Source organism: Dolichospermum sp. UHCC 0406, assembly GCF_009712025.1.
Taxonomy (GTDB): domain Bacteria; phylum Cyanobacteriota; class Cyanobacteriia; order Cyanobacteriales; family Nostocaceae; genus Dolichospermum; species Dolichospermum lemmermannii.
The window spans coordinates 239,176-263,378 of record NZ_VILA01000026.1; the positions used below are offsets into that span (position 1 = coordinate 239,176).

General features: G+C 39.9%; 24 protein-coding genes. 10 read left to right on the plus strand and 14 right to left on the minus strand.

Going from position 1 to position 24,203, the window contains the following annotated elements; translation table 11 throughout:
* Nucleotides 1-621 carry a DUF3859 domain-containing protein gene (locus tag FJR09_RS21350; RefSeq protein WP_015080653.1) on the minus strand — a complete coding sequence of 207 codons (621 nt, stop codon included), beginning with the start codon at nucleotides 619-621 and terminating at the stop codon, nucleotides 1-3.
* A gap of 254 nt (nucleotides 622-875) precedes the next feature.
* Between FJR09_RS21350 and bchD the strand changes: the two genes are divergently transcribed.
* The 3 genes from bchD to FJR09_RS21365 all read left to right on the plus strand — a co-directional run bounded on the left by bchD (nucleotide 876) and on the right by FJR09_RS21365 (nucleotide 3,801).
* A complete protein-coding gene (gene bchD, locus FJR09_RS21355) occupies nucleotides 876-2,897 on the plus strand; it encodes a magnesium chelatase ATPase subunit D (RefSeq protein WP_168652551.1) in 2,022 nt (673 codons plus the stop codon).
* A 218-nt stretch (nucleotides 2,898-3,115) separates the two neighbouring features.
* Nucleotides 3,116-3,382, plus strand: coding sequence for a ribbon-helix-helix domain-containing protein (locus FJR09_RS21360; protein ID WP_028082199.1), 267 nt, complete (start codon nucleotides 3,116-3,118; stop codon nucleotides 3,380-3,382).
* On the plus strand, nucleotides 3,379-3,801 hold the full coding sequence (locus FJR09_RS21365; protein ID WP_028082198.1) for a type II toxin-antitoxin system VapC family toxin: 423 nt from the start codon (nucleotides 3,379-3,381) through the stop codon (nucleotides 3,799-3,801). The genes FJR09_RS21360 and FJR09_RS21365 overlap by 4 nt, the downstream gene beginning before the upstream one ends.
* 52 nt (nucleotides 3,802-3,853) lie before the next feature.
* Here the strand turns inward: FJR09_RS21365 and FJR09_RS21370 are convergent, their stop codons facing one another.
* Together FJR09_RS21370 and FJR09_RS21375 are read right to left on the minus strand one after the other, a co-directional pair.
* Nucleotides 3,854-5,734, minus strand: coding sequence for an AAA family ATPase (locus tag FJR09_RS21370; protein ID WP_168652550.1), 1,881 nt, complete (start codon nucleotides 5,732-5,734; stop codon nucleotides 3,854-3,856).
* Between the two features lie 497 nt (nucleotides 5,735-6,231).
* Nucleotides 6,232-7,233, minus strand: coding sequence for a transaldolase (locus tag FJR09_RS21375; RefSeq protein ID WP_168652549.1), 1,002 nt, complete (start codon nucleotides 7,231-7,233; stop codon nucleotides 6,232-6,234).
* A 32-nt stretch (nucleotides 7,234-7,265) separates the two neighbouring features.
* On the opposite strand from FJR09_RS21375, the gene FJR09_RS21380 reads away from it, so the two are divergent.
* Nucleotides 7,266-7,445 (plus strand): hypothetical protein, encoded by a 180-nt coding sequence (locus FJR09_RS21380; RefSeq protein WP_148764746.1) that lies wholly within the window; start codon nucleotides 7,266-7,268, stop codon nucleotides 7,443-7,445.
* Here the strand turns inward: FJR09_RS21380 and pyk are convergent.
* The 3 genes from pyk to FJR09_RS21395 form a co-directional block, all read right to left on the minus strand.
* Nucleotides 7,404-8,834, minus strand: coding sequence for a pyruvate kinase (gene pyk / locus FJR09_RS21385; protein WP_168652548.1), 1,431 nt, complete (start codon nucleotides 8,832-8,834; stop codon nucleotides 7,404-7,406). The two genes, FJR09_RS21380 and pyk, sit on opposite strands and share 42 nt — an antisense overlap.
* Before the next feature lie 144 nt (nucleotides 8,835-8,978).
* A complete protein-coding gene (gene gap / locus FJR09_RS21390) occupies nucleotides 8,979-10,004 on the minus strand; it encodes a type I glyceraldehyde-3-phosphate dehydrogenase (protein ID WP_015080659.1) in 1,026 nt (341 codons plus the stop codon).
* Nucleotides 10,005-10,230: 226 nt separating this feature from the next.
* Nucleotides 10,231-10,392, minus strand: coding sequence for a hypothetical protein (locus FJR09_RS21395; protein ID WP_168633705.1), 162 nt, complete (start codon nucleotides 10,390-10,392; stop codon nucleotides 10,231-10,233).
* A 63-nt stretch (nucleotides 10,393-10,455) separates the two neighbouring features.
* On the opposite strand from FJR09_RS21395, the gene FJR09_RS21400 reads away from it, so the two are divergent.
* Nucleotides 10,456-11,655, plus strand: a complete 1,200-nt coding sequence (locus FJR09_RS21400) for an RNA-guided endonuclease TnpB family protein (RefSeq protein ID WP_015080660.1) — start codon at nucleotides 10,456-10,458, stop codon at nucleotides 11,653-11,655.
* A gap of 119 nt (nucleotides 11,656-11,774) precedes the next feature.
* Here FJR09_RS21400 and gmk read toward each other — a convergent pair whose 3' ends face one another.
* The 5 genes from gmk to hetZ form a co-directional block, all read right to left on the minus strand.
* A complete protein-coding gene (gene gmk, locus FJR09_RS21405) occupies nucleotides 11,775-12,389 on the minus strand; it encodes a guanylate kinase (RefSeq protein ID WP_041458067.1) in 615 nt (204 codons plus the stop codon).
* Between the two features lie 263 nt (nucleotides 12,390-12,652).
* Nucleotides 12,653-12,919, minus strand: a complete 267-nt coding sequence (remA, locus tag FJR09_RS21410) for an extracellular matrix/biofilm regulator RemA (protein WP_015080662.1) — start codon at nucleotides 12,917-12,919, stop codon at nucleotides 12,653-12,655.
* Nucleotides 12,920-13,365: 446 nt separating this feature from the next.
* Complete coding sequence (locus tag FJR09_RS21415; protein ID WP_254433178.1) at nucleotides 13,366-15,702, minus strand: DUF3488 and DUF4129 domain-containing transglutaminase family protein; 2,337 nt, start codon at nucleotides 15,700-15,702, stop codon at nucleotides 13,366-13,368.
* A 261-nt stretch (nucleotides 15,703-15,963) separates the two neighbouring features.
* Complete coding sequence (locus FJR09_RS21420) at nucleotides 15,964-16,758, minus strand: PatU (protein ID WP_168652546.1); 795 nt, start codon at nucleotides 16,756-16,758, stop codon at nucleotides 15,964-15,966.
* A 176-nt stretch (nucleotides 16,759-16,934) separates the two neighbouring features.
* A complete protein-coding gene (gene hetZ / locus FJR09_RS21425; protein WP_015080665.1) occupies nucleotides 16,935-18,122 on the minus strand; it encodes a heterocyst differentiation protein HetZ in 1,188 nt (395 codons plus the stop codon).
* A gap of 211 nt (nucleotides 18,123-18,333) precedes the next feature.
* Between hetZ and FJR09_RS21430 the strand changes: the two genes are divergently transcribed.
* Entirely contained in the window at nucleotides 18,334-18,807 is a 474-nt protein-coding gene (locus tag FJR09_RS21430) for a hypothetical protein (protein WP_041458069.1), read from the plus strand.
* Nucleotides 18,808-18,936: 129 nt separating this feature from the next.
* Here FJR09_RS21430 and sds read toward each other — a convergent pair whose 3' ends face one another.
* Nucleotides 18,937-19,908, minus strand: coding sequence for a solanesyl diphosphate synthase (gene sds, locus FJR09_RS21435; protein ID WP_015080667.1), 972 nt, complete (start codon nucleotides 19,906-19,908; stop codon nucleotides 18,937-18,939).
* Between the two features lie 827 nt (nucleotides 19,909-20,735).
* Between sds and FJR09_RS21440 the strand changes: the two genes are divergently transcribed.
* Nucleotides 20,736-20,933, plus strand: a complete 198-nt coding sequence (locus FJR09_RS21440; protein ID WP_015080668.1) for a hypothetical protein — start codon at nucleotides 20,736-20,738, stop codon at nucleotides 20,931-20,933.
* Nucleotides 20,934-20,991: 58 nt separating this feature from the next.
* Here the strand turns inward: FJR09_RS21440 and murI are convergent, their stop codons facing one another.
* Complete coding sequence (gene murI / locus FJR09_RS21445) at nucleotides 20,992-21,846, minus strand: glutamate racemase (RefSeq protein WP_015080669.1); 855 nt, start codon at nucleotides 21,844-21,846, stop codon at nucleotides 20,992-20,994.
* A 13-nt stretch (nucleotides 21,847-21,859) separates the two neighbouring features.
* Here murI and FJR09_RS26020 point away from each other — a divergent pair, with 13 nt between their 5' ends.
* Genes FJR09_RS26020 through FJR09_RS25580 form a run of 3 tightly spaced genes read left to right on the plus strand, consistent with a single transcriptional unit; the run spans nucleotide 21,860 to nucleotide 22,221 of the window.
* Complete coding sequence (locus FJR09_RS26020; RefSeq protein ID WP_256370279.1) at nucleotides 21,860-21,994, plus strand: hypothetical protein; 135 nt, start codon at nucleotides 21,860-21,862, stop codon at nucleotides 21,992-21,994.
* On the plus strand, nucleotides 21,939-22,082 hold the full coding sequence (locus tag FJR09_RS25575) for a hypothetical protein (RefSeq protein WP_235081852.1): 144 nt from the start codon (nucleotides 21,939-21,941) through the stop codon (nucleotides 22,080-22,082). Before FJR09_RS26020 ends, FJR09_RS25575 begins: the two co-directional genes overlap by 56 nt.
* On the plus strand, nucleotides 22,027-22,221 hold the full coding sequence (locus tag FJR09_RS25580) for a hypothetical protein (RefSeq protein ID WP_168652343.1): 195 nt from the start codon (nucleotides 22,027-22,029) through the stop codon (nucleotides 22,219-22,221). Before FJR09_RS25575 ends, FJR09_RS25580 begins: the two co-directional genes overlap by 56 nt.
* Here the strand turns inward: FJR09_RS25580 and FJR09_RS21455 are convergent.
* Nucleotides 22,187-24,055: an N-acetylmuramoyl-L-alanine amidase gene (locus FJR09_RS21455; protein ID WP_015080670.1), complete on the minus strand. Its 1,869-nt coding sequence runs from the start codon at nucleotides 24,053-24,055 to the stop codon at nucleotides 22,187-22,189. The genes FJR09_RS25580 and FJR09_RS21455 overlap by 35 nt on opposite strands.
* Between the last annotated feature and the right edge of the window lie 148 nt (nucleotides 24,056-24,203).

A 24,203-nucleotide genomic window follows, 5' to 3' on the forward strand; every position in this document is an offset into this window, starting at 1 on the left:
CTATTGCACCACAAAAGTTTCTTCACTAATTTTCCGACCTTGAAGCAACATTTGTACTTGCCAATTTCCCACAGATGCGGTAGGATTAATACTATAACGACAAACAGTATCCCAAACTGAAGTTTTTATTTCACGAGTTTGATATTGATTTTGTTTAACAACTTGACCATTTGGATCAATCCAATTACAAGAAAGATTGAGTTTTTTACCTATAGGTGCATTTTTCAAAGTCACACGATAAACAAGTTCTGAATTAGTTTGACGGGAGATATTTTTTAAATTTTCATTATTTGATGTTAGGGTAATTTTGTCTTGTTGTGCGGAAATATTAGCCAATAAAGAACTTTTTTGTTGATGAAAAAACACTGTTAATCCTATACCGATAATTACAGATGTCGCCACTACAAAACCAATTAATTTATTACGGCTTTGTTGAACTTCTAAAGCTTGTTTACGCCGAATTTGAATTAAGGCTTCATCTAATAATTCAGGTGGTAGATTTAAATCTTGTAAAATCTCTTTAATTTGCTGTTGATTAAGTTCTGATTCTTGACGTAATTGTAATGTTTGAACTTCAGCAATAATCTGGTTTAATTGTTCTTGGTTTAGTGGTTGGTTCATGATTTTTAGTAACTTTCGATTAATGTAGGTTGAGAAAACAGAGAAACCAGAGAAACCAGATCCCCGACTTCTTTGAGAAGTCGGGGATCTTAATAGACAGGAAAATTTCAGTGAGTTGGTGATATTCTTCTAAGGTGAAGCTTTTAACCTGAATTGTAGTCATATATCTTGCTCCTTGAGGAATTGCCATTATATATATTCTAAAATGTGCCAGGAATTGCTATGCTAAAACTATAATAACTATTAAGGAAACAATGCGATCGCCTACTCTTACCCCGACAATGACTGCTTTTCCCTTGGCTGCTGTAGTTGGTCAAGAAGCAATTAAAATAGCTTTGCTGTTGACAGCAGTAGATCCCGTTTTGGGGGGTGTGGTAATTGCAGGTCGTCGCGGTACGGCTAAATCTGTGATGGCGCGGGCTATTCACGCTTTATTACCACCTATTGAAGTTGTCAAAGGTTCTGTTAGCAACTGTGACCCCAACCACCCCGAAGAATGGGATGATAAACTTTTAGCGGAACAAAGACAGGAGATAGAAACGGAAATTATCCCTGCACCTTTTTTGCAGATTCCTCTGGGGATTACGGAAGACCGACTTTTAGGTTCTGTGGACGTGGAACAGTCGGTTAAACAAGGTGATACAATTTTTCAACCGGGATTACTGGCTACAGCTAACCGTGGGGTGCTGTATGTGGATGAAATCAATTTATTAGATGACCAAATTAGTAACCAACTCTTATCGGTATTATCGGACGGACGTAACCAAATTGAACGGGAAGGAATCAGTTTTCAACATCCTTGCAAAACTTTGTTTATTGCCACTTATAATCCAGAAGAAGGAGCGCTCAGAGAGCATTTACTTGATAGAATAGCGATCGCCCTATCAGCAGACGGAGTTCTGGGTATAGATCAAAGAGTACAGGCAGTTGAACAAGCGATCGCCTATTCCCAGTCTCCCACAGAATTTCTGCAACAATACAGCGAAGATATAGACTCACTCAAAACCCAAATCATCCTGGCACGGGAATGGTTAAAAGAAGTCACCATTACCCAAGAACAAATTACCTACCTCGTCAATGAAGCCATTCGCGGGGGTGTAGAAGGACATCGGGCAGAATTATTTGCAGTGCGCGTAGCCAAAGCCGCAGCAGCCTTAGAAGGACGCAGTACCGTCACCGCTGAAGATTTACGTCGCGCAGTGGAATTGGTGATAGTTCCCCGAACCACAATTATTCAAACTCCACCAGAAGAACAGCAACCACCACCACCTCCCCCACCACAAGAAAATCAAGACGAGTCGGAATCAGAAGAAGAACAAGAGGAAGAACAGGAAGAAGAGAAAGAAGAAGACCAAGAACAGCAAGAACCCCCAGACATTCCCGAAGAATTTATCTTTGATCCAGAAGGGGTAATTCTCGACCCAGAGGTGCTTTATTTTACCCAAATGGCACAAAAGCAAGGTAAATCTGGAAGTCGCAGTATTATCTTCTCAGACGATAGGGGACGGTACATTAAGCCGATGATTCCCAAAGGTAAAGCGAGAAGAATAGCCGTAGATGCCACACTGCGAGCCGCAGCCCCATATCAAAAAGCACGCCGGGCTAGACAACCTGATAAAAAGGTGATTGTCGAACAGGGAGATATCCGTTCTAAGCGGTTAGTGAGAAAAGCAGGTGCGTTGGTGGTGTTTGTTGTAGATGCTTCTGGTTCAATGGCTTTAAATCGGATGCAATCCGCTAAAGGTGCGGTGATGCAGCTTTTGACAGAAGCGTATCAAAATCGTGATCAAGTATCTTTGATCCCCTTCCGAGGAGAACAAGCGGAAGTTTTATTACCTCCTACCCGTTCCATTGCTTTAGCTAAGAATAGGTTAGAAAGATTACCCTGCGGTGGTGGTTCACCTCTCGCACATGGTTTAACTCAAGCGGTACGGGTGGGGATAAATGCCCAAATGGGTGGGGATATCGGGCAGGTTGTGATAGTGGCAATTACTGATGGACGTGGTAATATTCCTTTAGCTCGTTCTTTAGGTGAACCCATGGAACCAGGAGAAAAGCCGGATATCAAAGCCGAATTATTAGATATTGCCGGCAGAATTCGAGCTTCAGGGATGCAGTTGTTGGTAATTGATACGGAAAGTAAGTTTGTATCCACTGGCTTTGCGAAGGAATTATCAAAAACAGCCGGAGGTAAATATTATCACTTACCAAAAGCCACCGATAAAGCGATCGCCGCCATGACTAGAGGTGCTATAGCTGACATGAAGTCAAAGTAAGTTGACGGAAATCAACCCTTCGTAGTTGTGCTTTTAGTAGAAATTGCATAACTACGAAAAAACACCTTCATGCGGTACATTGTATGTTTCGACTGAATGAAATTGGAGCAGTTGGAAGAATATGATAGAGGGCAGCTATTTTTTGAAATTTATTTGATTAGATGCTAACGTAAATTTATAGATAGTTAGCCGTTAATTTTGCCAGTAGAGGTAATTTTATGCAATTGGAAATCCAACTTGATGATGACTGTGTTGAAAAACTTGCGTATATTCAGCAACAAACGAATCAAGATTTTAGTGAAGCTATTAAACAAGCTATTGAAAAATACTATAACCAAGTTCAGACTAATAACAAAACTCCATTAGCAATATTTAAAGAACTTGGTTTAGTCGGATGTTTTAATGGTGATTCTGATCTATCTGTTACTTATAAAACAAAAATGGCTAACTATCTTCAGGATAAACAAGAAAAAGAGCGATTATGATTATTGTTGATACTGGTGCTTTTTTAGCTTTGTTTAACCAAAGAGATACTTATCATTTTCAAGCACAAATTGCGTTTAATAGTATTTCAGAACCACTGATTTCAACTTATCCAGTAGTTACTGAAACTTGTTATATGTTAACACAATTTGCTAGTGATACAGCCTCATTCAATTTTTTGAAAAGTTTTTGTTTGGGTGCTTTTGAGATTTTTGATCTCGAAAAGTATCATGTTGAAAGGATGATTCAATTAATGGAAAATTACGCAAATTTACCAATGGATTTAGCTGATGCTTCCCTGGTTGTACTTGCTGAACATTTAGAAAATGGACGTATTCTTACTGTTGATAGAAGAGATTTTAATATTTACCGATGGCATAAAACTAATTCATTTGAAAATTTGTTCTTTTCACAATCATAAAAAACGAAAAGAGAAAATTTCTAAATTTATTAGCAACTATAGATATCAATTATTAATCTTTAAAATCCAAAATATTTACCAATAATTCCGCTATTTCTAAAAGTTGTTCTGGTTGATTATCAATTAGCCATTCAGTAAGCTTGACGGAATGTGTTGTTTTGGAAAAAGGTAATCGCGTTTCACAAAAATGTGCAAATAATTCCTTTAGCAGCTTTGCACCATCAACTTTACAAAACCAATCATTATCTGAAATTCCCTGAATTTTTACATCTTTTGGAAAATAATCAAGTTCGTATTTGTTTTTATCAATCCATTCTTTAACCTCTTCAATAGTAAGCTTTTCTTCACGGTTTTCGTCACATTCATTAATGACTGCTGTTATTGCTTCAGAATGAAGTAGATAATTTTCATACATACGTCTAGGCAGTAATTTAACAGGTTTCTTACTTCTTTTCTGCAACTCCTTCTCGTCATTATTCGATCTATTCTCACGGTCAAATAAGAATCCAATAGCAGGTGGAAATAAGCTTGAACCTCCACTAAGCTTGTCATAGATATCAAATATCAAACTAGCATTTTTATTATCTAAACGTCCTACATCCTGAACAGCCAAAATTGTAGTACCTAACAATGATTTTTCGGCTAATTTCTCTAAAATTAATGGAAAGCATATCTGTTCTGTTGGACCTTCTACCCAAAGAATATTATCAGCACCAAAAACGTCTGATAAACTCACACCAACTTCTGCTAAAAGTGACCGTTGTTCTCTTGCTTCTTTAGCATTTATCACTGATACTTTAGTTTCACAATCTTCATATTTAAGCATGATAATTTTAGAAGGATTAGCAGCATTAATTATCGTTGGTGAATGAGTAGCTATAAAATACTGGTGCTGTGGGAATTGTTTCAATATTTCAATTAGTTTTTTTGCTGCTCCTGGATGTAAAAATGATTGTGGTTCATCAATAATTATAGTTCGTGGTTCTGGTGAATTCATGACAACATATAGGATAGCTAATACTTGACCTATACCTGTACCGCAAGATGATAAAGAAACAGCTAAATCCTCCCTTTTGCTTTTCGGGTCTATATTCCAAACCATAATTTCTAACTGGTTATTATCTCTAGGTTCAACTGCTATCCTTTGAATATGCGAAAAAATTTGATTTATGTATTTGTTGTAATCATTAAAGTTTTCAGAGTTTCGACTTTGTAAACTATTTAAAACTTCAGCTAAATTAGATGCGTTTGGTGCTAAAATTGACTGGTTTCCAAAAGCGCACTTGCTAATATTTAATCTTTCGGCATAAAACCTGTATATACGACTTTGTAAAAGTCTAAATAGCTTACCTGCAATTATTTCAGAGGGTCTTGCAGATTGTATTGAATACAATTTTAATTCATCACTAACTGTTCGTTTAACATTGATAGAACGGTAAGTATTTTCACCATTCTGACTACCTGTTACTTGAGTCGTATGAGAATATATTCCAAAAGTTAAATCTGTATTAGCTACATCAATTACATTATTACTAGACAATGAAACTAAAAATTTTACATCATTGTCTTGATTCATCCATTCAATAAATTTATTTACTGTCTTCTCTGCTTGTTCTCCGTTAGCTTCCATGTTAGCTTCCATTGGAATTAATAATGGTAAATGCTGATCTATCATTAACCTTAATTCTTTTTTCTCAAGATATATATATATTTTGGATTTTGAGAGAGTATTATCCAATGTAGATAACGGTGTCTTTAAAGTTTTAATACTACGATGTGGGACATCACCAAAATTTAATGTAAGTGCTTCTAATAGTGCTGTTTTACCTGCATTATTCTGACCAACAATAATATTAATACCCGGTGTAAATTCCAGTAGACCAGAATCTTGAAAAGATTTGTAGTTGAAAAGTTGAAACTTTGAAGTGTGCATATAAATTAACCGTAGTGAATCTTGGTGATGTATGTTAAATAACTAAAATAATTATAATCGTGATTGTATTTTTTATTTCAGCAAAGTCAAATATTATTTATTTTCTCAATATTCTTGACAAATATCTCAATTTATCTGCATAAAATTCAACTGGTTTTGCGAAGGAATTATCAAAAACCGCTGGAAGTAAATATTATCACCTACCAAAAGCCACCGATAAAGCGATCGCGGCGATGACGATAGGTGCTATAGCAGACATGAAATCAAATTAAGTTGACGGAAAATTAATTGTTCGTAGTTGTGCTTTTAGCAAAGATTGCATAACCACAAAATTATCAATTTAGGGCTTATAGCAAAACACTAAAATATTAAAAATAGAGGCTCAAAATATGAATTAGCTAATCCGAAAACAACCCGTGAAAAGTAGATAGAGCAGGTAATAGGTAATAGAGAATAGGTAAGGATTTTACCAATTACCTATTACCCATCACCAATTATTAAGCAGTTACCTTTTCACTTTCTAAACCAGCCAATCTTTCGGCCAATAGTTTTTCCAAAGAAATCAAAGCCTTGGTAAAACCATCAATACCTTCTGCAAGTTTATCAGAAGCCATGCGATCGCCATTGTGCATTTGCTCAAAGGTGGCTTGATCAATAGAAATTTTGGCAATTGATAGATTTGCTACCTTAGCAGGATCAAGTTTGCGGGGTAATTCTGTGACAGTATTTTGCAATTCTGTCAACAACCCTGGAGAAATAGTCAGCAAATCGCAACCAGCTAATTCAGTAATTTCGCCAATATTGCGGAAACTAGCGCCCATTACCTCGGTTTTATAACCAAACTTTTTATAGTAGTTATAAATGGTAGTTACAGACAATACACCTGGATCTTCCGCTGCGGGATAGCTATCCCGGCCAGTATCTTTCTTGTACCAGTCAAGAATCCGACCAACGAAAGGAGAAATTAAAGTGATACCAGCTTCCGCACAGGCGATCGCTTGGTGCAGACCAAATAGTAAAGTTAAGTTACAGTGAATACCTTCTTTTTCCAAAATTTCTCCAGCTTTGATACCTTGCCAAGTAGAAGCAATTTTAATCAAAACCCGCTCCTTGGAAACACCAGCAGCTTTATACTGAGCGATTAAATCCCGTGCCTTAGCTACAGTAGCATCCGTATCATAAGATAACCGAGCATCTACTTCTGTAGATACACGACCAGGGATAATTTGCAAAATTTTCAATCCAAAAGATACCGCCAAACGGTCAAAAGCTAGAGATACCACCTGTGCTTGACTAGCACCAGCGCCAGCATCTTTTTTAGCTTTCAGTAAAGTCTGATCAACAATATCCTGATATTCCGGCATTTGTGCCGCAGCAGTAATCAGTGAGGGATTGGTAGTAGCATCTTGAGGTTTAAACTGTTCAATTGATTGGATATCTCCGGTATCCGCTACCACAACGGTCACTGCCCGTAGTGCTTCCAGTAAGTTCTTAGGCATAACATACTCCAATGTCAGTGGTCAGTTGTCAGTTGTCAGTGGTCAGTTGTCAGTTGTCAGTGGTTGGTTGTCAGTGGTTAGTTGTCAGTGGTGATAGAAATTGTTACCAATCACCAATTACCAATTACCAATTACCAATTACCAATTACCAACTACCCATTTTAGATGCGTCATGCTGTAATTGGCTGTCCAATAGAATGCACTTTAATTAAACTTGTTGTTCCAGATTGACCAATTGGGACACCAGAGGTAATCACCACCTTGTCTCCTTCCTGAACTAAACCACTATTTACAACAGTGTCTACCACATTCACAAACATTTCTTCAGCATTGTGAACAGGTTGAATCAGTAGCGGTTCTACACCCCAAGATAAAGCTAATTGACGGTAGGCGGTACAGTCGGAAGTAAGAGCGATAATTGGTGTGCTGGGACGATATTTAGAAACGAGTTTGGCTGTGCTTCCTGATGTAGTATTACAGAGAATCGCTTTTGCACCGGTTTCATAGGCAATGCGACAAACCGATTGAGATACTGATTCTGTCACCGTCAAACTACCCGCTTTCGGACTCCAAGAATGTCTATTTCCCTCTTGAAGTACGGTTTCTGTTCTTAATGCAATATTGTGCATAGTTTGGACAGCAGCTAGGGGATATTCACCCATTGCGGTTTCTCCAGATAACATTACCGCATCTGTGCCATCTAAGATTGAGTTAGCCACGTCCGTAGCTTCAGCGCGAGTAGGGTCGGGCGCGCTAATCATGGACTCTAACATTTGAGTAGCTGTAATCACGGGTTTACCAGCTTGATTACAACGACGAGCAATGTCTTTTTGAATCAGGGGGACTTCATAAATCGGTACTTCCACCCCTAAATCCCCACGAGCAATCATAATACCGTCAGCGGCTGCAATGATAGCATCTAGCTGTTCCACAGCTTCTGCCCGTTCAATTTTGGCAATGAGACGAATTTTTGAGCCAGCGCCTTCAATCATCCGGCGTGCGGGTTCGAGGTCTTGGGGCGATCGCACAAAGGAAACCGCTACCCAGTCTACTCCTAATTGTATCCCAAAACGTAAATCCATTAAATCCTTTTCTGTAATTGAACTTACAGGTAAAGGAGTTGCAGGTAAATTTACACCTTTATGAGAAGAAATCAAACCACCAATATTCACATGAGCGCGAATTCTATCAGCGTCTCGACTGGTAACAGTTAATTTCACCCGCCCATCATTAATTAAAATCGTTTCCCCACATCGCATCATAGCAAAGAGAGTAGGTAGAGGTAAGGGTAACTCATCAATAGTTTCACCCTTCTCTTGTAAAACAAAAGTTACCTCAGTCCCAGCTTCTAACATCAGTCCTTCCGGTGGTAATTTTCCCAACCGAATTTTTGGACCACACAAATCCTGCATAATCGCAATTGGCTTATGTAAATCCTTGCTAATCTGGCGCAGATGATGAAAAACCTGGGCGTGAGCCTCATAAGCACCATGAGAAAAATTTAACCGCGCCATGTTCATTCCCGCTCTTACCAAAGCTTCTAACTTCTCAGGTGAAGATGTAGCAGGTCCAATAGTACAAACAATTTTTGTGCGACGCATAAGTATGTAAGGAGTAACGTTAAGGTAGCACACTCCGTTAAGCCCTGGATTGGTCAGTGGTCAGTAGTCAGTGGTCAGTTGTTATTGGGAAGAATGTTTTACCAATTACCAATTACCAATTACCAATTACCAATTACCCATTACCTAAATCAATCCTTCTTTCTTGGCCATTGACAACATTAAATCAATGACGCGGTTGGAGTAACCCCATTCGTTGTCATACCAGGAGACAATTTTGAAGAAATTGGCATTGAGTTCAATTCCTGCACCCGCGTCGAAGATGCTGGAGTGGGAATCACCTTGAAAATCTGTAGATACTACTTCTTCATCTGTGTAACCTAACACACCTGATAAATTACCTTCCGCAGCTTTTTTCATAGCTGCACAGATTTCTTTGTAAGAAGTGGCTTTGGTGGTTTTGAAAGTTAAATCAACTACGGAGACATCGGGAGTGGGAACTCTCAAAGCCATTCCTGTTAATTTACCTTTCAATTCTGGTAACACCAAAGCCACCGCTTTAGCCGCCCCTGTAGCGGAGGGAATTATATTTTGTCCCGCACCCCGTCCACCGCGCCAATCTTTGCGACTGGGACCATCTACCGTGGGCTGAGTGGCTGTTGTGGCGTGAACTGTGGTCATTAACCCTTCGGCTAAACCGAAGTTATCATTAATGACTTTAGCAATGGGGGCTAAACAATTTGTAGTACAACTTGCATTGGAGACAATCAAGTCTTTTGCTGGGTCAAATAGGTGATGATTTACACCCATGACCATTGTTTTTACTTTCTCTGGTTCTTTTGTCGGTGCAGAAATCACAACCCGCTTTGCACCTGCTTTGAGGTGGTTTTCCGCCCCAGGATAGTCCGTGAAGAGTCCTGTGGATTCGACAACATAATCTACACCCAATTTACCCCAAGGTAATTCGGCGGGATTTCGCATGGATACGCAGGGGATAAAATAACCGTCAATAACTATCCCGTCTTCTCTGGCTGCAACTTTGCTTTTCAATCTTCCATGTGTAGAGTCGTACTTGAGAAGATAAGCCAGGTTATCGGGAGGAACTAAATCATTAATTCCTACAAATTCAATATTGGGATTAGTAAGACCAGCACGTAACACAAGTCTACCAATTCGACCGAATCCATTAATACCAATTTTCAACTTCGTCAAAATTAAACCTCCTGTGTTGGGAATTTCAGCAAAGGTTAACTGGCCCGGTTAATTCTAGTCTGACTTAGCTGATTCTTACAGTCACAAAAGGCATAAAGTTAATTTAACTGGCATATTTTAAGGTTTAGCTTTCCCGACAGAAGCCCCACGCTCACTATACCGGAGCGTGGGATGAATACAATACGCGCGAGTGAGGAATTGCCCAACAGGCGAAATTGAACGCAGTTCAATCAGGATCGTTGGTCAACGAATGAACATTTTCTGATTTAAGAGAATCTATCCAATCTTCTACTAAGGACGTAATAGTTTTATCTTTGGCGGCGGCGTAAGTTTGCAATATTCGCATTCTTCTTTCGCTCATTCTCAGGCTTAATCTTTTATTTTTCATAACGGGTAGTTAATGGCTATCCTTTATGTTATATTATAAACAGGTCGAAAGGAAACGAAAAATATGAGAACATCTTATCAATACCGATTAAAGCCAACAAGAGAACAAGCCAAAAAAATTGATAAAACATTAGATATGCTGCGGCATCAGTACAATTATCAACTGGCTCAACGCTTCCATTGGTACGAACAAAACCGTTCTCCTATTGATAGATGTTCCATTTTCGTTTGTCATTTACCAGAACTCAAGGATAAACCGAATTATTACAGCCAAAAAGCATCATTAACGCAACTTAAAAAAGACCGCCCTTGGTACACAAGTATTCATTCTCAGGTGCTACAGGAAGTCCCCAAGAAGGTCGAGATAGCTTTTGACCGATGGTTAAAAGGTGATGTGAATGGTAAAAAATCAGGCAAGCCTAGATTCAAAGGTGCGGGGCAATATAAAACATTTACCTTTCCTCAGTTCAAACGACACCACTTTACTAATAACAAAATTACGCTATCAAAAATAGGTGATATTAAAGTAATTGTTCACCGTCAAATACCCGGTGGGTTTGATATTAAAACTGTATCTGTCACTAAAAAAGCAGACGGGTATTATATCACTCTAAGCCTTGATGATAAAAGAGTTCCAACGGTTAAACCTGATTTTAATGCTAATAATATTGTTGGTATTGATGTAGGTTTAATAGATTTTATTGTCACCTCAGACGACGAAAGAATTGCCGCCCCTAAGTTTTTACGCAAGGCTGAACGCAAATTAAAATCTGCACAGCGTCGCGTATCTCGTAGGAAGAAAGGTTCTAATCGTCGTAAAAAAGCGATAAAAAAACTGGGTATTCAACATAAGAAAGTATCAGATACCCGCAAAGATTTCCACTTTAAAACTGCAAACAATCTACTCAAAAAGTACGATGTAGTAGCTGTGGAAAAGTTGAATATAAAAGGACTCGCTAGAACATGGTTGGCAAAAAGTATTAACGATGCCGGTTGGGGACAATTTATAACGATTCTTTCAAACAAAGCCGAGAATGCTGGTTTGAAAGTAATCGCTGTAAATCCAAACGGGACAAGCCAAGAATGCTCTAGTTGCGATGCCCTGAGCTTGCCGAAGGGTGGTCACAAAGTTAAAAAGCCGCTATCCCAAAGAACGCACAATTGCCCTAACTGTAAGGTCAGTTTGTGCCGGGATTTGAATGCTTCAATTAATATCAAGAACCGTGGGGCGCACGGTCTTAAAGCTCGGTCAATGTCTTCATAGAAGAGTCGCCGAGAAGCCCACACTCACCTGTATCCCTTACGGGACCGCAAGGCATAAGGGAGTGTGTGGAGTATGTCACCTATTGTTCATTGATTACTTGCATTAAAATCTTCGTGTCTTCATAGAGGAGACTCTGAACCAAAAATAGCTATCTCTATTTCCTTTAAAGCTTGCTCAAAATCATCATTGATAATTTTTATATCAAATTCGTTAGCAGCGGCAATCTCCTCTTCAGCACGTTGCAAACGACGAGAAATAGCCTCTTCCGAATCTTGTCCCCGTCCACGAATGCGGTTTTCTAGTTCTGCAAATGAAGGTGGCAAAATAAAAATACTCAGGGCGCTAGGGAATGTATGACGGATTTGTCTTGCTCCTGCTAGTTCAATTTCTAGCAACACCAACTTACCCAACTGAATATAGTTCAAAACAGATTCACGGGGCGTACCATAACAGTTACCAGCAAATTCTGCCCATTCTAAAAATTCGCCTTGAGTAACTAACTGTTCAAACTGACTCCGACTAATAAAGTTATAGTTTTTACCATTGATTTCTCCCGGACGAGGTGAACGAGTCGTTGCAGATACTGAATAATGCAATTCTGGATAACGCCGGAGAATTTCATTCATTAACGTACCTTTGCCGACTCCACTCGGACCGGTTAAAACAATTAGTTTGCCCAGAGGCGGACATTCTTTCGTATTTGCACCATTATGGGTAGGTAAAACTTGCATTATCCGTGAAAAAAGTGAATTAATAAATACAAATGATTCCTTAGTCTTGTTTTAGCGACTAAAATAACTAATACTATTTTGAATTTAGGACTTGAGATGGTTAAATACCTACGGTATCAGCCTCTGCGGCAGTATTTCTTATCCTCACTCTTCAAAATAGCATCAAGACTAAAGAATTTGTAGCACTGGTGACAGAAAACCAGTCTAATTCACATAGTACAGCCGATATGGTACAAATAGAGTTGGGTTGATAATTATGCCGATGATTAATTATCTACAACATGATGATCACGAGAAATCACAAACCGATTGGCTACGGTTTCTGGTTGAATCGCAGAGAGAATAACATGACTAGAATCAGTAATAATCACTGCCCTAGTCCGTCGTCCATAGGTAGCATCAACCAGTTGACCTCTATCCCTAGCATCGGTGATAATGCGTTTAATGGGAGCAGATTCTGGACTAACGATGGCAACGACTCTGTTGGCAGAGACGATATTACCAAACCCGATATTGATTAATTGAATTTCCATAAAAAAAATTTCAGCTAAACGAGAAATGAAAAGCTTGTAGCAAACTTATTTCCATGTTATCGCTAAAGAATGGGAGTTACAACGATTTAACCCCCGTTAATCTGAGTTTTTTCATAACTTATGCTTTTTTTAGCTGTGTTATCGGCCAAATCTCCTAAAAATACTCCCTATGATATATGCAAGATTATATCCATCTAAGCTAGTAAATGTTTCTTTGGAATTTAAAATAAGTATAGGTGAGATGAGCTTTTTGAAGTTGGGAATGGTTAAATTGCTAGTACTGCAGTACTGGATTGGGAATTAAAAAAGTAGATTACACAGGATTTACTATTATAGACTCAAAGACATCTTATTGGCAAGATTCAGGAGCAATAATTAATGGTAATTACCCAATCTTTGAGCCTAGAATAAAAGCCGTAGGGGCAATTCATAAATGCCCCAAATGATCAAGAAACGCGATTCCTTTTAACTTTCTTCAATGCTTGCCATCTTTGTTGTAATTGCTGCCAGTTTGGAGTATGTCTACCATAACGCCAACTCACATAAGCATGACAAATTTCATCTATTACTTTTGCTATTTCTGGAGAATGGTGTTGATATGAAAACTGGGCATATTCCAGAGGTGTTTGACTAGGATGCTTACCTAAACCCTGTTTAGCAGTCCATTGCAGCATTTGTTGGTAAAGTCTTTCCATTGGAGATAACTTCTTTAACAACCGGATATTAAGCCATTTGCGCCATTGTCCCCAAGTCAACCAACCGAAAAAAGCGGCGATTGTACCGACAATTAAACCGGTTAATATGCCTAACCAACCTTTGGTAAATAAAGCCAAAAACCAAGCTATTCCTTGAAATAACCAGCTAAATATCGTCCCAAATACAGTATTTAAAATAGCTGTAATTGGTGAAGGTAGCCAACCAGCCACCCAATTCCAAAATTGCCGCAGCACACTAAAAGTCTGATCTTCTTCTATCGAAGGGGGAATTAAAGGATGGCCAGGAATTGGATCAAAGGTAAACCAGCCATACTTAGGAAAATAAACTTCTGTCATCGCATAGGCATCAGTATTGCGGACGACATACATCCCTGTGAACGGATTAAATTCTCCTGGGGCAAATCCCGCCACTAGCCGTGATGGAATACCTACAGAACGTAGCATAATCGTTAATACAGTGGAAAAATGGTCTGGATAACCACCTTTATTTTTGAATAAAAAGCTTTCTACCAAGTCATCCTTTTCATTCAAATAAGGCAAATCTAAAGGATTTGTCGGTAGGGTGTAATTTTGTTTAACATACTGGGCTAAGTAAAGAGCTTTTTCATAAGCTGAATCTAGGCTTTTCGTCCCTGGAGAACGGGAAACCCTTTGTTGATCATAACTAGCCAGTATTTCTTCAGTTCGTTTGCGGACTTTATCGGCAATTTTTGGCGGGATTTGCAGGTAATAGTTTTTAATATTGGCTGGATATTTAGTTGATGCTTTACCTAATAAAGAGCGATCGCGGTAAGGAACATCCGAAACTACGGTATATGTTAGCCCTTCTGATAACTGTACTGGCGCACGTAAACCATCTTCTTGATCAACCGCTATCATTGGTGTGGGAAAGTACAAACCTTTGGGATAGGACATTGCTGGAATCAGATTAGGCAACTCTGTCACCAAATTATAGGTTTGCACTACCTCTTTGGTGAGGGTAGCCAAGGGTGGAAAATCAATAGAAATGCGGGAAGTCCAGGATGATTGTCTGAGGGTAGTAACTTGATCATTTCGGGAAATCTTCCAACCCTTACCCGTATAATTGTCAAAGGCCAGGACGCGCCAAAAACCTGCTGCTTGCGATCGCACACGCATCACCACCTTGGGTTTCATTTCCCCCCGCAGGTTTTGGTTAATCTCGCTATTGAAACCGTAATAAAAATTACTGTTTATTTTTCCTGGTTCACCAGCTTTTCCTGAGCCACTACCACTATAATTGCCATTACCTTGACCATTACCCTTGCCTTCACGGACATAACCGGGGTTAATAATACTCCGCCCCGTGAAATTTTCGGGAATTTTCAGGGGCGCACTCACAGGAAAAGACTGAATCTGATAACCAGGAACTCTGGGTAAAATTGCAAAAATCCCCAGTCCTAAAGCCACAATCAACAAAAAATTTACAATTAGAAATTTAAAATTGAAACTAGAATTATTCTTTTTGGCAGATTTTTCCCAAGTAGATTGCTTGAACCCTAGACGAGAACGGTAATCAAGCACTAAAGTGGGGAGAGATATTCCTAAAAATAATAGCAACACAGGTGCAAACGTCATAGTTTGGCTCAACGTCGCCGCCACACCCAGCAATATCAACCCAATCACAATCGAATAGCCCAAATCTTTGCGTCGGGGCGTATCAAAACTATGTAATAGCTGCAATTGAATCAATAACTCCGCCAAACTTAGCCGAGTATCATTCCAATTACCAATAAACCGCCCAAAAAAAGCCCCCAAAGCCAATAACATTCCCATCGCAATACAGAACTGCACAGGAATATTAGAACTACGGCGACGGTAGTAACTCCACCCGGTTCCTACCATAGTTAATGGTACTGTCCACAGACTAAATTGAGTTTCACCAGCAATATCCGTGGCCACAATCCCCAAAATTACCAAAGCCATCACCAGCACTCGTAAAGGAATTGAATCTTCCACTTCCCTTGTTGGAGATTTTCCTCTAGTTTGTTGCCACTGATTACCTACCGGTAAACGCCAAAACCGATTCATCCTGGATAAATTAAACATTTTCAAACAACCAAAGCTATGATGTAGACGCTGCGGACACAATGCTAGGTATGAAAACTATTATCTTGTCTTCACCCCCTTATCCTAGCCGTATACTCCCTAAGAGTACAAGTATCCTGCTCATAGCTAGGGTTCTAGATACACCGTTAATTAATATTGTTGATTCCCAAGAGAATTAAGTTTTAAAGCCAGAAAATTAATCAAGATTATTATACATCAGTTGCCATTGCTCCCATCTAATTCCTAGATATGGCATTTGCCTTAGATTTTCACCTGAATAGCCAACAATAAAGGCTGTTGATCCAATTCGGGAAACTCCACTGCCAAAGTATAAGTTGGCTGATTTCTATCAATTTGTAACTCTATCATCGGTATTTCTGAAGTCTCAGACCTCACAAATTCTTGAGTAGGATTACCCTGGAGTTGTAAAATCCCCGGTGTAGGTAATTCACCCTGAACCGTCAACTTCGTAAATTTACCTAAATTCCGTAATTCTACTCGAATGCTCAAAGTCCCCACCGTAGTGAGCCATTGTCTTTCTAGCAGTGGCTGATTAAATGAAATCGGCAAAGTTAGATTTTCTAACAGTTGCTTGGCTGCCATTAACGACAATGCCATTTGTTGACGTGGTAATAAATCAAAATAATCGCTCTCAACATCAGCCGTAGCTGTCAAAGTATCAGCAGAACGATAAGAGCTTCTCAACACTAACCCAGCCAAATCATTGATGACTTGAGTATCGGTAGGAAACATACTTTCTACCACCTGAACTAATTTAGCTCCCAGAGGTAGGGAAGATGTCAATAAAACCTGACATTTGGCCAACAATTGCCAAAAAACTTTTTCGGGCAAAGGAATCGGTAAATTTAACTTAGATTGGTGGACCGTCCACCCCCAAACAGGAACTAATCCCAGAGATTGTTCTTCTACACAGTCAGGATAGTCCACTGATTGTGTTTCCCAGGGGAACAACGGCGGATTTTTTTCTATTTGGTCTTGTAAACGACGCTTAAGAATAGCTTGGAAACGTTCTTGCACAGTAGGAATTTCTCCCAATTGAAAGGTTTGGGGCTTTTCTTGTCAATCTGAGTTCACCAATCATTTGGCTACCATCTGGAAATGAATGTCTACCCCGTCAATTTCCTCACATTATAACAAGCTGTACAAGTAGGTGCTGAATCTGTAATTTTTCAATACCCAAGCAAGTTGATGATTTTGTGAAGATTCACAAGTCACCATTCATGGGTAGATGCACTAGATCCGGACACTAAGGAATTCCGAATTTCCCAAGCCTGTTCCAAAATCTTAAACCAACGTTTCTGTAATTGTGCCATTGACAAGCCTAAAGTCTTAGATATTTCCTCATCAGGTTTTCCTGCTTGCTTCAAATCTAAGATGGATCTTTCTTTATTATCTAACTGGGCTGTATAAGTTTCCCATTGAATTGGAGTTAAACCCAAATTAGTTGGTAAAGAAACTTCTAACCACTCATGTACCAATTCCCAGCGATGTAAAAGAGCAAACCGAATTAAATGATATTTAAACCGTTGCTGTAAGTAATCACGCTGCCGAGATGTTAAACCTAAAATTGACTCAATTTCTGGTGCTGATAAATCCTGAAGACGAAGAGCAAAGTAATCAGCACAGTCAGATTGTTCTTTTTCTGCTAAATAGTCTATTAATTCAGTAATCACAACCGAGCGCAGGGTATCTTCTTCTGGTTCGGGCTGCATTGCCATAGCCGAGCGCAATTGGTGGATAGCTGGCTCTTCCCAAGAACCGTCAGACTCACCACCCCCACCAGATGATGCCTGTTCTATATCTACACTTGTTTCTAAAGGCTGCTGTTTAGAAAAAGTTTGCGCTCGCAGAATAATTAACTGTTGCTGCCTACCGGGGAGGGGAATCCGCCGTTTACCATATCGTTCGGTAAATGCCATGTATTCTCCCAATTCCAAGAGAGTATGGGGACGATAGGTAAGACCTAATTGGTTCTCCCTTCTAAAAGCATTTAAAGCCTCCAGATAAAAACTCTGGAGAAAATCTTCAATAATCGTCAACCGCCCTTGATAGCTTAATTGCTTGTGAGGGGGATTAATATAACGGTAAACAATGGCACTCAATGTGCTATGTAATTCTACCCTACCACGACTTGAACCTAACTGATAGTATCGGATACACTGTTGTAACCGATGTTTAGCTAGGCTCATGGCTGAACTTTCTACAGATCCGGAAGTTTGAATGCGTTTACTTTCATTACAAATCCGCAAAACTTCGTTAGTAATTCTCACAGATACATCGTGACAATTTTGCTCCGAAGCCTTAGTTGACTGTTGAAGTTCCTTAAATAGGAATTGAAAGATGACCTCCACGCTGATAGAAATTTTCCCCTGATTAGTTGCGATTGCTGTTGAATTCATAGTCCCAGTTCTCAAAAAGACCCTAACATACTTTGGACACGACTTGTCAGACTTTAGATAATAGCTGTATGGTTTTTGTGTACAAGTCAAACGCAAACCAATCTACAGTGAGGATATGTGGCGTAAGAAGATTGAACTTGTGAACCCCCATTTTGTGGGATATTTTGCGCTCATGTTTTAGCCATTATCCAAAAGTCATTTACAACTCATGATGGATTTAGAAGCACAAATTCAATTGCTGATAGACAATGCACCCCAGGATGGCGTGACACCACAGATTATGGTATCAATCGCTCCTGTATTAATCGCTATTGCCCAAAAGTTAAACCACTACCAATACTTTATTCTCCAAAATTCTGAGCAGGATTGGGTTTTAACTACATTGAGCAATCGCGCAAATCCAGGAATAGAAAAGCAAGTTATTTACGCTTTCCCTACCATACAAGATGTTTCCCTAATCTCAGATGATGGGCGTGACCCTCACTTGCTGCCAACCCTCATGGATGTTACTCAAATTTTATTCCAATTAGTAGCCCTGAAACCAGTACACAGCATAGTTTTTATCGAAACACCAGGAAATATAACAAATACTGTAGAAGTGCGGCGTTCTCAACTAGAAAGGCTGATTCAGCAACGATTACAGGAATTTAAAGGCAAAAAAATAATTCCTCCCAATATTGCCTAACTAGGAGTCAGGAGTCAGGAGTCAGGAGTCAGGAGGAAGAATTAGAAGGAGGAAGAATCCATAACTAAATTTGGGATTTTGGATATTAAATCTCCTCAATCCCAAACCTTAAATCGCCCTAAATTTTGCTTAGTAGAGACGACTTAGGACATAGTCGGTCAAATTCATCAGGGCTTCGCGGGATGCTGATGGTTCTAAAATACCAATATGCTCGGTGGCTAATTTGCCATGGTGAGCAGCTAACTCTCTAGCTCGCTGGATACCTCGACTATCATGAATTAGTGCCAATGCCTTTTCTAAATCCCCTTCTTGGGCAAACTCTCGGTTAATCAAGGCTGCCAAGTCAGGTTTTTCTTCCAAGGCAAATAAAGCTGGTGCTGTTAGGTTGCCACTTTTGAGGTCAGAACCCGCTGGTTTACCCAGGGTGTCTGTGGAACTGGTGAAATCAAGAATATCATCTACTATTTGGAAGGAAAGACCTAAATGGCGACCGTAACTGTACAAGTGTTCGGCAGTTTCTAGGGATGTTTCACTAATTAAGCCAGCAGCTTTAGAACTGTTGGCAATTAATGAGGCTGTTTTGTAATAGCTCTTTTGCAGGTAGGTTTCTGTAGAAAGATCAGCATCAAAACGATTTAACCCTTGTTGGATTTCTCCAGCGGCTAAATCCATAATCACTTCCGAAAGCAGTTTAACAACATCCAAATTATTGAGATTTGCTAAATACCAAGAGGATTGAGCAAAGAGGAAATCCCCGGCAAGTACAGCAATGCGATTACCAAACAAACTATGTACTGTCGGTACACCACGGCGGACATCTGACTCATCTACTACATCATCATGGACTAAGCTGGCTGTGTGGATCATTTCTGTAATTTCTGCCAGTCGTCGGTGACGCGGTGTAATATCTTCTTGTAGCATGGTTGCCCGCGATATCAGCAGCACTATCGCAGGTCTGATTCGCTTACCCCCAGCACCGAATAAGTGTTCGGCTGCGGCATAGAGAATGGGGTGGCGATTTCCAACTAGCTGTTTAAGGTTATCTGCTAGTATTTGCAGGTCTGCTTCCACAGGGGTAAACAGGGAGGTGGCTGGGGTCATGGATAGGCGGACTCTGGCTTAGGTTACGAAAGTTTACATATTCTTTAATTTTAAGATAACCCAGTGTCAGCGCAAAGTTTTCCTCTGGGAATCTGATTTTTAATATCTATTAAGTTATTCGGAGCTTGAATTAAAAATATGTTATCATAAATGCTCTTTTAATGTCGCTTCATTTCTTGTCACCCGAATTCTGCGTAGTTATCAAAGGTAGAATGTTAATAAAATAACGCGCATTACCAACAACCGCAAATTCGCTGTCAGCAACGAAAATTTTTTAAATTTAGTGAAAAAATTAGCTTCAAATTCAGGCTGGCTGTGTTAGGCTAATACCTAGAGATATTAAATTTTTCAGCTTATTCACTTCCTACGTAAAACCATTATTGAGTGATTTTACGAATTAGTGTTGTGGGTCTAAAATAACTCGTCGCCAAAGCAAAAATGGGAATAATTCCTAGATTCTCGGCGATAATCATGCCTTTTGAGTTGAATTATGCTTTTCCAGTTATGGAAGTAACTCAACGTATTCAGCGCACGTTGGGTATTGGCGTAGATCTATTTAAATGGGCGTGAAGTCAATAACACAGGCTAGGTAGACTGCTGATGAGCGCAGTTAAATTCTGCTATTTAGCAATTTTACTGCTGTCGGATGTATGGCCTGGGAAAGTTGATATTAAAGAAAATAAATTAATGGACCAGAGAAAATGTATTTTCTACTGGAAAGTTTAGTATAGCTAACTACAGTTATCAAGGGTGTGCTTGGATTAACTAAAGTTTCGCTAGTTTTGTGTGCAATTTTACCTTCCTTAGTAATTAAAGATGGGGGAACAATGATTTACGGAAATATGCCCATGATGATATTTATTTTAGCTGCTGGATACTTATTTAGTGTGTATTTATTATTAGCATTAGCCAAGCGAACGGGCAAAAAAGGTCTTTCTCAAAGCGATTCTGATGCTGTCCAAGATAAGTACAAGCAGCAAAGAGGATTAACGACAAATGTGACTGAAGCTATGAATAGTCACTGAGAGGGGAGAGGGGAGAGGGGAGAGGGAGAAATTTTCTTCTTTCTTCTTTCTCCCCTTATTATACGACAGCATCAGCAAAACAGACTTGTTCTACCATTGGGGTATAGCCTAACCACTGCCAAGCAGACTGGGTAAATTGCTGAGGACAACCGCTGACAGCGAAGCGGGTGGGCATTGGTGGATGAATATTCTTAATTCCTAGTATATCTAATTCTTGAGAGCAAGCAGCTACTACATGAACTGCTGGATCAATTAGTTTGACTTGGGTAGGGAGGAGCGATCGCAAAACTGGTGACAAATGGGGATAATGGGTACAACCATAAACTAAAGTATCTATTTCCTGCTTCAGCAAAGGTTCTAGATAAGTTTTGGCGATTTCAGTAGTATAAGGATCATGAATGCGATTTTGTTCAATTAGTGGCACAAATTCGGGACAACTGACCTGCCAAACTTGGACATGGGGTTGAATTTCTAAAATAGCCTGACGGTAGGCATTGCTTTGAGCCGTAGCTGGAGTAGCAATGACACCAATTCGCCGTCCTTGTTGAACTGCTGCCTTTGCCCCTGGTAGAATCACTCCTAAAATGGGGAAATTAAATTCTTGACGGACTATATCTAATGCCAGAGCCGAACTGGTGTTACAAGCCATAATTGCCATTTTCACCCGTTGCTGCTGCATCCAATGGAGGATTTCTCGGACAAATTGGAGAATTTCTGGTTGGGAACGAATACCATAGGGAAGGCGGGCTGTGTCCCCCACATAAATAATTGATTCGTTGGGGAGTTGTTGATAAATTTGTCGCAGTACGGTTAACCCACCGATACCACTGTCAAATACCCCAATCGGAGCGCGTTGAGGTTCTTGAGGGGAGAAAGTATCAAAATGACTATCAAAAATAGAAGATGAATACACAGCAAGTATTAATTTGGATTGTGGTCAGTGGTTAGTAGGGGCGAAGCATTTGGAAGATAAATTATCGGTCATGGCCAAAAATAGTTCTCCAAATGCTTCGCCCGTACAGTGGTCAGTGGTTAGTAGGGGCGAAGCATTTGGAAGATAAATTATCGGTCATGGCCAAAAATAGTTCTCCAAATGCTTCGCCCGTACAGTGGTCAGTGGTTAGTAGGGGCGAAGCATTTGGAAGATAAATTATCGGTCATGGCCAAAAATAGTTCTCCAAATGCTTCGCCCGTACAGTGGTCAGTGGTAAAGAAAAAACAACGAACAACTGACAACGAACAACAGACGATCATTATCTTTGTTTTAAATAATTCAGAATACCACTAGCTATGCCCTCAGCCATACGACTTTGGTATTCTGGTGATCCTAAACGGGGATTATCTTCTCGACCGGTCATATAACCTGTTTCTACTAAAATAGCAGGCATAGTATTTTTTCTCAGCACATAAAATCTAGCTTTACGAGTGCCTCGATTCTTGAGGGTACTAATATTTTGGAGAATGGCTTGCCGGACAGTGTCAGCTAAAGCATAGCCATTGTCGTAATAATAGACTTCTAAACCATTAACATCAGACCGATTATCCACGGAATTGGCGTGAATGCTGACAAATAAAGTAGCATTAACCCGCTTGGCTATATCCACTCGTCCTTGCAGTTCCACAAAAAAGTCAGCATCTCGCGTGAGGACAACTTGGATACCGTTTTGTTCTAAAATTCTCGCCAGTTTTGTACTAATAGGTAGAACGACATCCTTTTCTAGCAAACCACCCAGTCCAGGAGCGCCAGAATCTTTACCGCCATGTCCAGGATCAATAACTACTAAAACTTTGCCATTAGGAACTGGTAGACGGGGCTGGGATCTTGTTTGCGGTGGGTCTGTGCTAAAACTTGGAGGATCTAGTCGTGGGATAGAAGGGATAGGTGGTGTAATTAAAGGGCGTTGAGAGCGGAGGTTAGTTTGTAATTGTAGTGCTAATAATTGAGATGGGACTTGATTAAGTACCCCAAAGCTAACACCAGATGCAGGTTGAACAAGAACAACTACAGTATTGTCAGATTGGGGTTGGAGACGGACTTTCAGAATAGGGCTATTACTACTAAAAACCGGACCTTTGACCTGATTAGCTAACTTAGCATTGGGAATGGTGATGCGAAATAGACCGGAACTTCTATCCCAACCAGTGGTAGCAGATATGGCTTGATCTGCCCGAATTAGTAATTGTGTGCCATTACCACCGATTTCTACAGATTGAATAATTGCGGGGGAGTCACTCAGTGATGGTGCGGAGGATTGGTTATTATCAGGTAATTTGGCCAAACGATCTGGGATGACGACAAAACCGCTGTTACCACTAAGTAGGGCTTGCCAATTGCGACTATTGCTATCTAACTGCAAGGTCATGCGAACAGTAGATGGATTACTGGATGATTGGCTAAATTGGATACGACGGACTCCATAGCGATTAATCACTAGATCCCGTTGTCCCATATTTTGTGATAAGGCTGCGCCAATGATATCAATATTAACAGAGCGATTGTCTTGACTGCGATTAACTTGCAGTTGAGGATTTCCACCACTGGTACTAATAAAAAACCCATCCCCTGTAACTCGGAATTGATCAATTTGCACTACCCCTGGGGGGATTTCTCGATTAGATGGGGTAATCCGATTTGCTGTAACTACGTTGTAAATACTTCTGGGGTCTAGTGTTGGTTCAGATGATTGATCTGATGTTGGGGGTAGTGATGGTTCTCCAGTTTGCCCAGAAGCAACTTCTGGCTGTGGTAATTCTACTATCCAGCGTTTGCCATTGGTGGGAATAAATTTGACTTGCTTGGGGTTAAAGGTGTAACCAGGGGCTAGTTCGATAACTAAGCGTGTTGTCTGGTCATCAAATTGACCGATACGAATAGTGCGAATTTTGCCACCAATCTGTTGGGTTACGGACGGACGACCAAGTTCGGTTCCTGGTAAGTCAATTACCAAACGGGTGGGGTTAAAAATAAGTTGGGCTTGGGGTTGGACAGCGCTAGATGTGTTAATTTCTAAGTGATTTTGATTGGTATCAAACCGCCAAGATTCTAATTTCGCGGCAAAAGCGGGCGAAGATAGCATGAAGACCGTTCCAAAAGTGCTAGGTATTAACCAATGTAGTTTCACAATCCTTTCTCCTGATTCCTGTTGATGGGATTTGTCAATATCTCGACTTATGGGCTAATCTTCAGACCATCACCGCTGCCAATTTAACTTTGTGCAAGTAAAAGATTTTGGTGTTGGTAGTAAGACACGGCTAATGGCGTAGAATCGT

What these genes read in the sequence shown, in the direction of transcription:
- FJR09_RS21400 (WP_015080660.1), top strand. Translation starts at nt 10,456, where the DNA reads ATGAGAACATCTTATCAATACCGATTAAAGCCAACAAGAGAACAAGCC.
- FJR09_RS21370 (WP_168652550.1), bottom strand. Translation starts at nt 5,734, where the DNA reads ATGCACACTTCAAAGTTTCAACTTTTCAACTACAAATCTTTTCAAGAT.
- FJR09_RS25575 (WP_235081852.1), top strand. Translation starts at nt 21,939, where the DNA reads ATGCTTCGCCCGTACAGTGGTCAGTGGTTAGTAGGGGCGAAGCATTTG.
- bchD (WP_168652551.1), top strand. Translation starts at nt 876, where the DNA reads ATGCGATCGCCTACTCTTACCCCGACAATGACTGCTTTTCCCTTGGCT.
- sds (WP_015080667.1), bottom strand. Translation starts at nt 19,908, where the DNA reads ATGACCCCAGCCACCTCCCTGTTTACCCCTGTGGAAGCAGACCTGCAA.
- FJR09_RS21360 (WP_028082199.1), top strand. Translation starts at nt 3,116, where the DNA reads ATGCAATTGGAAATCCAACTTGATGATGACTGTGTTGAAAAACTTGCG.
- pyk (WP_168652548.1), bottom strand. Translation starts at nt 8,834, where the DNA reads ATGCGTCGCACAAAAATTGTTTGTACTATTGGACCTGCTACATCTTCA.
- FJR09_RS21375 (WP_168652549.1), bottom strand. Translation starts at nt 7,233, where the DNA reads ATGCCTAAGAACTTACTGGAAGCACTACGGGCAGTGACCGTTGTGGTA.
- FJR09_RS21415 (WP_254433178.1), bottom strand. Translation starts at nt 15,702, where the DNA reads ATGTTTAATTTATCCAGGATGAATCGGTTTTGGCGTTTACCGGTAGGT.
- FJR09_RS21350 (WP_015080653.1), bottom strand. Translation starts at nt 621, where the DNA reads ATGAACCAACCACTAAACCAAGAACAATTAAACCAGATTATTGCTGAA.
- hetZ (WP_015080665.1), bottom strand. Translation starts at nt 18,122, where the DNA reads ATGAATTCAACAGCAATCGCAACTAATCAGGGGAAAATTTCTATCAGC.
- FJR09_RS21430 (WP_041458069.1), top strand. Translation starts at nt 18,334, where the DNA reads ATGGATTTAGAAGCACAAATTCAATTGCTGATAGACAATGCACCCCAG.
- FJR09_RS25580 (WP_168652343.1), top strand. Translation starts at nt 22,027, where the DNA reads ATGCTTCGCCCGTACAGTGGTCAGTGGTTAGTAGGGGCGAAGCATTTG.
- FJR09_RS21440 (WP_015080668.1), top strand. Translation starts at nt 20,736, where the DNA reads ATGATTTACGGAAATATGCCCATGATGATATTTATTTTAGCTGCTGGA.
- FJR09_RS21365 (WP_028082198.1), top strand. Translation starts at nt 3,379, where the DNA reads ATGATTATTGTTGATACTGGTGCTTTTTTAGCTTTGTTTAACCAAAGA.
- remA (WP_015080662.1), bottom strand. Translation starts at nt 12,919, where the DNA reads ATGGAAATTCAATTAATCAATATCGGGTTTGGTAATATCGTCTCTGCC.
- FJR09_RS21395 (WP_168633705.1), bottom strand. Translation starts at nt 10,392, where the DNA reads ATGAAAAATAAAAGATTAAGCCTGAGAATGAGCGAAAGAAGAATGCGA.